Origin of the sequence: Paraburkholderia dinghuensis (genome assembly GCF_003837865.1) — a bacterium.
Lineage (GTDB): Bacteria > Pseudomonadota > Gammaproteobacteria > Burkholderiales > Burkholderiaceae > Paraburkholderia > Paraburkholderia dinghuensis.
The window spans coordinates 195,299-201,588 of record NZ_RQIS01000012.1; the positions used below are offsets into that span (position 1 = coordinate 195,299).

Genomic DNA, 6,290 nt, shown 5'->3' on the forward strand with positions numbered 1-6,290 from the left:
CTCTTTTCCTCTTTTCCTCTTTTCCTCTTTTCCTCTTTTCCTCTTTTCCTCTTTTCCTCTTTTCCTCTTTGCTGCATGCCCGTGCGAACTGCCACGGGCTAGAAACCGTGCGTGACCAGCGACAGGACAGATAGGTCGGGGTGCGTGCCATCGACGATGCTGTGCCCCACATGGATCGCTTCTTCCGTCGCTTCCTCGGCGCTGCGGAACGTCTCGTCGCCGTTCGGGTGGAACGCTATCGTGTGACCAGGCAGCGCTGGGTTGGCGCCCGGGTGGCAAACGTAGGCGGCGTAGGTGTAACGGTTGCTGCCATCGTCCGTCGGAGCCGGCGAGACGTGGATCTCGAATCCTTCGTAATCGAATTTCTGAAACAGGACTTGCGGACCGGACATGACGGCCTCCGTTTGCCGCGTGGGTAGGCGGCTTTGATGCTGGCCCGCCACGCATGGTGGTGCTGTGGGTCGATGGGGGAAGTTTAGGTGATTGGGGGAGGGTTGGCGGGACGGGAACGGGTGGCGTTGGGTAGCGCGGAGGAGGATCGAACTATCAATCAAATCCCCTATCAGACGGGGATAGAATGCATTGCTCAATTAAAATACCCCCACAAATACCCCCACTACACCTCCATTGAATCAGAGATTCCCGATCTTCTGGTCACGCAGGTCTTCATCGATAATAGGGTCATAACTAACTCCCCAATCGGCCCCGGTACGCGGATGATGGTCGGTAGTTCGGCAGAGCGCCAAGTAATCCTTTTCCCAAACAACTGCCCCCGAAGGGGGGAACAAGCCGAAGGGGCCTGGACCGGTCTCCATGAAGGCACGTAGAAGATTTTCCGCCAGAGGTATAGCTACAATTGTTACTATGTTATAGATACAGTAAGAGGAAGGATTCCCTCAGCTAAGGGGGATTCCAGTTCGGGAGCTAGCTCCATGGCAGACAACAATTTCACCCAAGTGGATTGCGCTTGCGCGCGAGCTGATCGGAACTCTGAGCGCGAAATCGCTTACGACGCGAAGCAAGCGCTGCTCAACGGCTTGAATTTGTGGGCGGGGAAAGCGGCGTGGCCAAATGAGTTCCTAGACCGACGGACACCTCCGCCTGCCTGAGTCTTGGCGTTAGGTCCACCGGACGTTGATGTTTTCGGTCGTGCGGATATCCCCACATGTCATCGTCGGCAAAACTGAACGAGAATTCGAAAGCGTTGCGCAACTTGTTCTTACTTAACGAACAATCAACTTTTACGGTGTGTTCTTAAAAGCAGAGGCGCTCATTTTGCCTGCTAGCTAGCCAGCAACCTGAGCACGTCCTGCGACGAACCAAAAAATAAATTGAAAAAAGAGATCGTTCCGTTTTTGAAATGGGCCGGAGGCAAGCGTTGGTTTGTACAGTCTCACGCGGACAAGCTTCCTCGGACGTTTAACCGGTACATTGAGCCTTTTTTAGGCGGGGGCTCAGTCTATTTTTATTTGAAACCGAGGAACGCCATTCTCGGGGATCTTAATCCTGATGTTGTCGCAGCGTATCAAGGAATTAAAGAAAATTGGCAATCCTTAAGAACCAGCTTGTTGTCTCGCCAAAAAAAACATAGCGACGAGTATTTCTACAAAACTCGAGCGAAGACTCCTGCGAGCCTGACCGAGCGAGCTGCTCGAATGATTTACTTGAATCGCACATGTTTCAATGGAATCTATCGAGTAAACAGGAACGGTCAGTTTAACGTACCTAGGGGGTCAAAAAATGAAGTCCTCCTGGATAGCGATGATTTTAAGGGGGCTTCCGATCTACTAGCCGATGCCGTTATTCGATTGGCGGATTTTGAAGTTCTGATTAATGAAGCTACCGACGGCGATCTCATATTCGCCGACCCTCCCTATACTGTTCGCCATAATTACAACGGATTCGTTAAATATAACGAAGTGCTGTTTTCTTGGGCAGATCAGGAACGACTAGCGAAGGCCTTAATTCGAGCACGCGAACGGGGGGCACAGATCGTAGCAACAAATGCTAACCATCACTCTGTTCGTGGACTTTACGATATAGAAGGATTTGAGTTGCATGCAGTGTCTCGATTTTCATCGATTTCGGCGGCCGGGGCGAGCCGCAGGCAGTTTGAAGAACTAGTCATCCTTGCAAATACAAATAAGAGGGCCGAATGAACGATCTCAACAAATTAGTCAATACATCTGCCACACAGGGTAATCCGATCGATTCTCTTAGAATTTTTCTTGACAGAGAAGATAAAGTCGAAACGGCAAGGCAAACGGAAAAGATGCGGTTTGTCGGCTATGTCCTTGAACTCGGCTTCGACACCGCGAAAATTATAACGAGCGATCCTTACAAGCTCGCGGTCGGAGGAATACCTCGAGGTTCGTATTTAATTATGACGCCCACGAACGCCGGTAGCGCTCCGCCACACTTCACCCTATTGAGAGTTACGGGCGTCTCGCCTACGCCGTTAAGTAATCAGGTACAGCAAACGTATTTCGAATTGCACAAAAAATCCATGCCGGAATTGGACGTATGGACGCAAAGCGAGCTTCAGTGGGGAGCGCTGGATTGCGACGTGCTAGGTATGTTTTACGCGGATCCAAGCAACATGCAAAAGCTCGCATTTTCGGGTGATGTCAATAACGTTGTAAGCGCTCACCGCTACAAGGTATTCTCTCCCGACGATGCACTTTTACAGGTAATCGTGAATGGAACAGTAAAAGCGGAGCAACAATTTAATATTGGAATGCTCCGCACCATGGAATGTGGCCTAGTCAGCAATGGAGGCGCATCGAAGATTCCAGTCAATATATCCATGCGTGACTTCAAGGGATGTCGAACTGCGATGTTCGGGAAGACTCGACTTGGGAAGTCCAATGTGGTGAAGCTGATTGCAAAGGGTATGTTGGATGCAACATCAACAGATAATAGCGTTGGCCAGCTGATTTTCGACATTAATGGAGAATACGCCAACGATAATCCGCAGGACGGGAACAAATCATTGCGATCCGCATATCAGGATCGTTGCCAGGTCTACGCGCTCACGCAGCGGAAAGAGACCCCTTCGAAGCCATTAAGGCTGAATTTCTATGAGCAAACGGAGTCAGCAATCGATGTGCTGGCCTCGATGCTAGCGCAGGATAACCGAGCTGCTGACTATGTGCGCAGTTTTGGTAACGTCAAGCTGCCATCGATTACCGGGGCAACCTCGTTGCCAGAAAAAGAGAAAACGCGACCGATCCGAAAGATTCAATATTTCTGGGCTATCCTGAACAAGGCTGGATTTGAAGCGGATGAGGTGCGATTGCGCAAGCTTGGTTTAACGTCGGCCAACGCCAAAAACTTCGATCCAGGTTTTAGTAAAGAGTTAAGACAGACCGCCTACCAGGCTGTTCGAAATGGTGCGCCACCAACCGATCTCGATTCTCTCGACGCGTTGCAGTCCGAATTGGAAGTGATTGCACAATTCCGCCGCGAAAACCCAACTGACGACGCCCTTGTCTCCAAATCATCGAAGAAAGCGACGTTCGATCCCGATGACATTGCGCTTCTGGATTTTCTCGCACCACCTCCAGGGCGAACTGGCCCCGCGATTCTTCGCGCATACAAACCTTTCCATTCTTCCAAAGCCGGGGACTTCATTGCGGAAATCTTGTCGCTTCTCGATGCTGGAAAAACTGTTCTTCTAGACTTGGGGAATGCTACAGATGAAATTCGCCGTTATTTTGCCGATATGCTCTCCAAAGCGGTGTTTGTCAATCAGGAACGGAAATTCGTAAGCAATACGTTGGGTGGACATTTCGTACAGCTTTATTTTGAAGAGGCACATAACCTGTTTCCTCCTGATAGCAAGGACTTAACGGGCGTTTATGCCCGATTCGCCAAAGAAGGTGCCAAATTCCACATCGGAATGGTTTATTCCACACAGTCACCGTCAACAATCAATCGGGAACTCCTCGCTCAAACGGAAAATTTTTTCGTCGGACACCTTTCGAGCCAAGACGAAACCAGAGCACTCTCGCGAGTTCAGGTGGCGTTCGACGGAATAGAGGAGGATATCCTAAGGGCCAAAACTCCCGGCTATATGCGTATGTTGACGATGTCCCATCGTTTCGTTGTTCCGGTGCAGGCGCATAAGTTTGAAGCAACGGCCAGCTAGGAGATCGCTATGCCATATAGTCAGGGAAGTCGCCTGCCGGGCGAAAGTGCTTCGAAACTGGGGCACCTAGCGGTAGTACAAAGTGACTGGGTAAAAGCGCTAGTCGGTGATTTCGAGCGTCTAAAATCGGATGATATAGACCACTCTAGCACCGAGTGGACAGAATTTGATCCGACGGGACATTTGGCGCTGCGTAACGTTTGGGCCGTAGATGGCTCCTTCGTGGCAGTACGATCAGAGCAAAAGCCTCCAAAAGAAGTTGCGTTCGTAAAGACTGCGCTGCTTGCGGTTGATCGAGCAAAACTGGATACGATTGACAAGGACCATCCGCATCCACTGCTGCTCCAAGATATCTTGACAGGAAGTGCCGTTTTTCATTCCACGGTATTTCCTTTAAAGAATGTAAGGACAACGCTAGGGACCAATTACGATGCCGTGCGCAATATCGTCAGAGACTCCTTACGCATTGATCAAGGGGGAGCGTTTTACGAGACACTAAAATGGGTTGCGTTTCGAAAATGGGAGACTGGCAGCACGGCAACGTCCCCGGGGTTCGACTGCCCGCATTGTGCTCAAACCATCGAGCAAGGCGTCGCGCATGACGCAGACGAGGGCCTGTGTCCTCACTGCAAAGGTACCGTTTTTCTCTCGGACATGCTGGGTTTTCACTTGGACATGAATGAGGACAATGCGCCAGAATCTGTTGCATCGTCTTATATGCTCGTGATGGAGCACCTCATGCTTTTCACCGCGATCCGGTTACTGTGGGGGCATACCGATAAATCGCTCGCAACTGAAACGCTCTTTATTAAAGATGGTCCTTTAACGCTCAGAAGCCAATATTCAAAGTTGGTGCCAAATATTAGAGACTTCTTGGAGCATGCCAAGAATATTGGCCGCCCGCTGCACGTTATCGGTCAAGAGAAAAGCGGGGCATTTTTCGATCATTTATCGTCAATTGCGCGATTTCCAGCTCCACATTCGCGCGGGGAACCTGCTTCTTACGCTGCGCTTTCGCACGATTATGTGCGACGCGAGGTCTATCGATCTCCCGACCTATCAAATCCATATGGAAAACGCACCAACTGGGGCGAAAAAATATACGTAAAATTTGACCCCGGGACGTATATGGTGCTGAATGTTCCAACAGGAGCATACAGCGATTCGCAAGCATTCCCGGTAGAAAGTGATCTAATCGGGTTGAATCGAATTCTAGCTACGCTTCCGAGTTTGATTAGCCACAAATTCGAAGGTGCATTGTTTCCCATCGAACTTGCGAACGGTATCGCATCAATGTCAAGTTACCCATCAGCAGCAATTCTGACCAGATTCTTGGAGCAACAGAGTAAGTGAAACGCTGTTGCGGACGGCTGCGAAGTGAGGAGCAAGGGCATGGCAACACGCGATGATATGAAAGTATGGGTTGTGCAGGCGTTGCAGGCGTCGTCAGGAAAGGGTTGGCCCAAAGATGTTTCGAAGTTTATATGGGACAATTATGAGGCAGAGTTAAAGCGATCGGGTAACCTGCTCTACACGTGGCAGTATGATGTGCGCTGGGCCGCTCAGTCGCTGAGAGATGCCGGAGTACTCAAACCGGTGCATGGTCGGCGTGATTTGCCTTGGGAACTAGTTTGATCAACTTGCACGCATCAAACACACGTGAACGAGGGCGAATAATGCGTCTGCGGTAGCCGTTCTCCACGGGAAGGCGGAGTAATTGCCCGCCTTCCTGTAATAGGCGGCGCCCGATCAGCAAGATAAGCCCATGAGCGTGTTGCTTATGCGTTTGAGTTGTTTTCTAGCTGATTCAGAACCGACTGGCTGTCCCAATCGACTCTAAAGTCTTCGGCGAGCTACTTTCCATCACACCTCCCCCGTCAAAATCATAACGCGGCGCCTACAAACGATAGTTATGCCAAGTAACTCCGACGCCGTTTTCACTACCATCCAAGTTCCAATCGAACAGAACTAACGTGCTACACCTACATGCCGACTGCTTTCTCAATCTTGGGTAAAAACGGAGGATCTCGGACGGTAATGCCCCCGCAAATCGGTAATGCCCCCGCAAATCCATCGTCGGGAGAAGTAGAATTTTCTCGTTAAGAGGGAGTTCTGCAGATGAAGAAGTCGAGATTCACGG

5 protein-coding genes are annotated in these 6,290 nt (G+C 50.4%); 4 read left to right on the plus strand and 1 reads right to left on the minus strand.

Going from position 1 to position 6,290, the window contains the following annotated elements; translation table 11 throughout:
* Positions 1–98: 98 nt before the first annotated feature.
* The gene (locus tag D1Y85_RS17875) at positions 99–392 is read right to left on the minus strand and encodes a hypothetical protein (protein ID WP_124152404.1); all 294 of its coding nucleotides are present in this window, start codon (positions 390–392) and stop codon (positions 99–101) included.
* Between the two features lie 939 nt (positions 393–1,331).
* Here D1Y85_RS17875 and D1Y85_RS17880 point away from each other — a divergent pair.
* From D1Y85_RS17880 to D1Y85_RS17895, 4 genes are read left to right on the plus strand one after another with little or no spacing between them, the layout of a single operon-like run.
* The gene (locus D1Y85_RS17880; RefSeq protein ID WP_124152405.1) at positions 1,332–2,159 is read left to right on the plus strand and encodes a DNA adenine methylase; all 828 of its coding nucleotides are present in this window, start codon (positions 1,332–1,334) and stop codon (positions 2,157–2,159) included.
* A complete protein-coding gene (locus tag D1Y85_RS17885) occupies positions 2,156–4,150 on the plus strand; it encodes an ATP-binding protein (protein ID WP_124152406.1) in 1,995 nt (664 codons plus the stop codon). The genes D1Y85_RS17880 and D1Y85_RS17885 overlap by 4 nt, the downstream gene beginning before the upstream one ends.
* A 9-nt stretch (positions 4,151–4,159) precedes the next feature.
* The gene (locus D1Y85_RS17890; RefSeq protein ID WP_124152407.1) at positions 4,160–5,503 is read left to right on the plus strand and encodes a hypothetical protein; all 1,344 of its coding nucleotides are present in this window, start codon (positions 4,160–4,162) and stop codon (positions 5,501–5,503) included.
* A 39-nt stretch (positions 5,504–5,542) separates the two neighbouring features.
* The gene (locus D1Y85_RS17895; RefSeq protein WP_124152408.1) at positions 5,543–5,785 is read left to right on the plus strand and encodes a hypothetical protein; all 243 of its coding nucleotides are present in this window, start codon (positions 5,543–5,545) and stop codon (positions 5,783–5,785) included.
* The last annotated feature ends 505 nt before the right edge of the window (positions 5,786–6,290 follow it).

Bases quoted from the DNA above. Each gene is read 5' to 3' on its own strand.
- D1Y85_RS17875 (WP_124152404.1), bottom strand. From the start codon at position 392: ATGTCCGGTCCGCAAGTCCTGTTTCAGAAATTCGATTACGAAGGATTC.
- D1Y85_RS17885 (WP_124152406.1), top strand. From the start codon at position 2,156: ATGAACGATCTCAACAAATTAGTCAATACATCTGCCACACAGGGTAAT.
- D1Y85_RS17890 (WP_124152407.1), top strand. From the start codon at position 4,160: ATGCCATATAGTCAGGGAAGTCGCCTGCCGGGCGAAAGTGCTTCGAAA.
- D1Y85_RS17895 (WP_124152408.1), top strand. From the start codon at position 5,543: ATGGCAACACGCGATGATATGAAAGTATGGGTTGTGCAGGCGTTGCAG.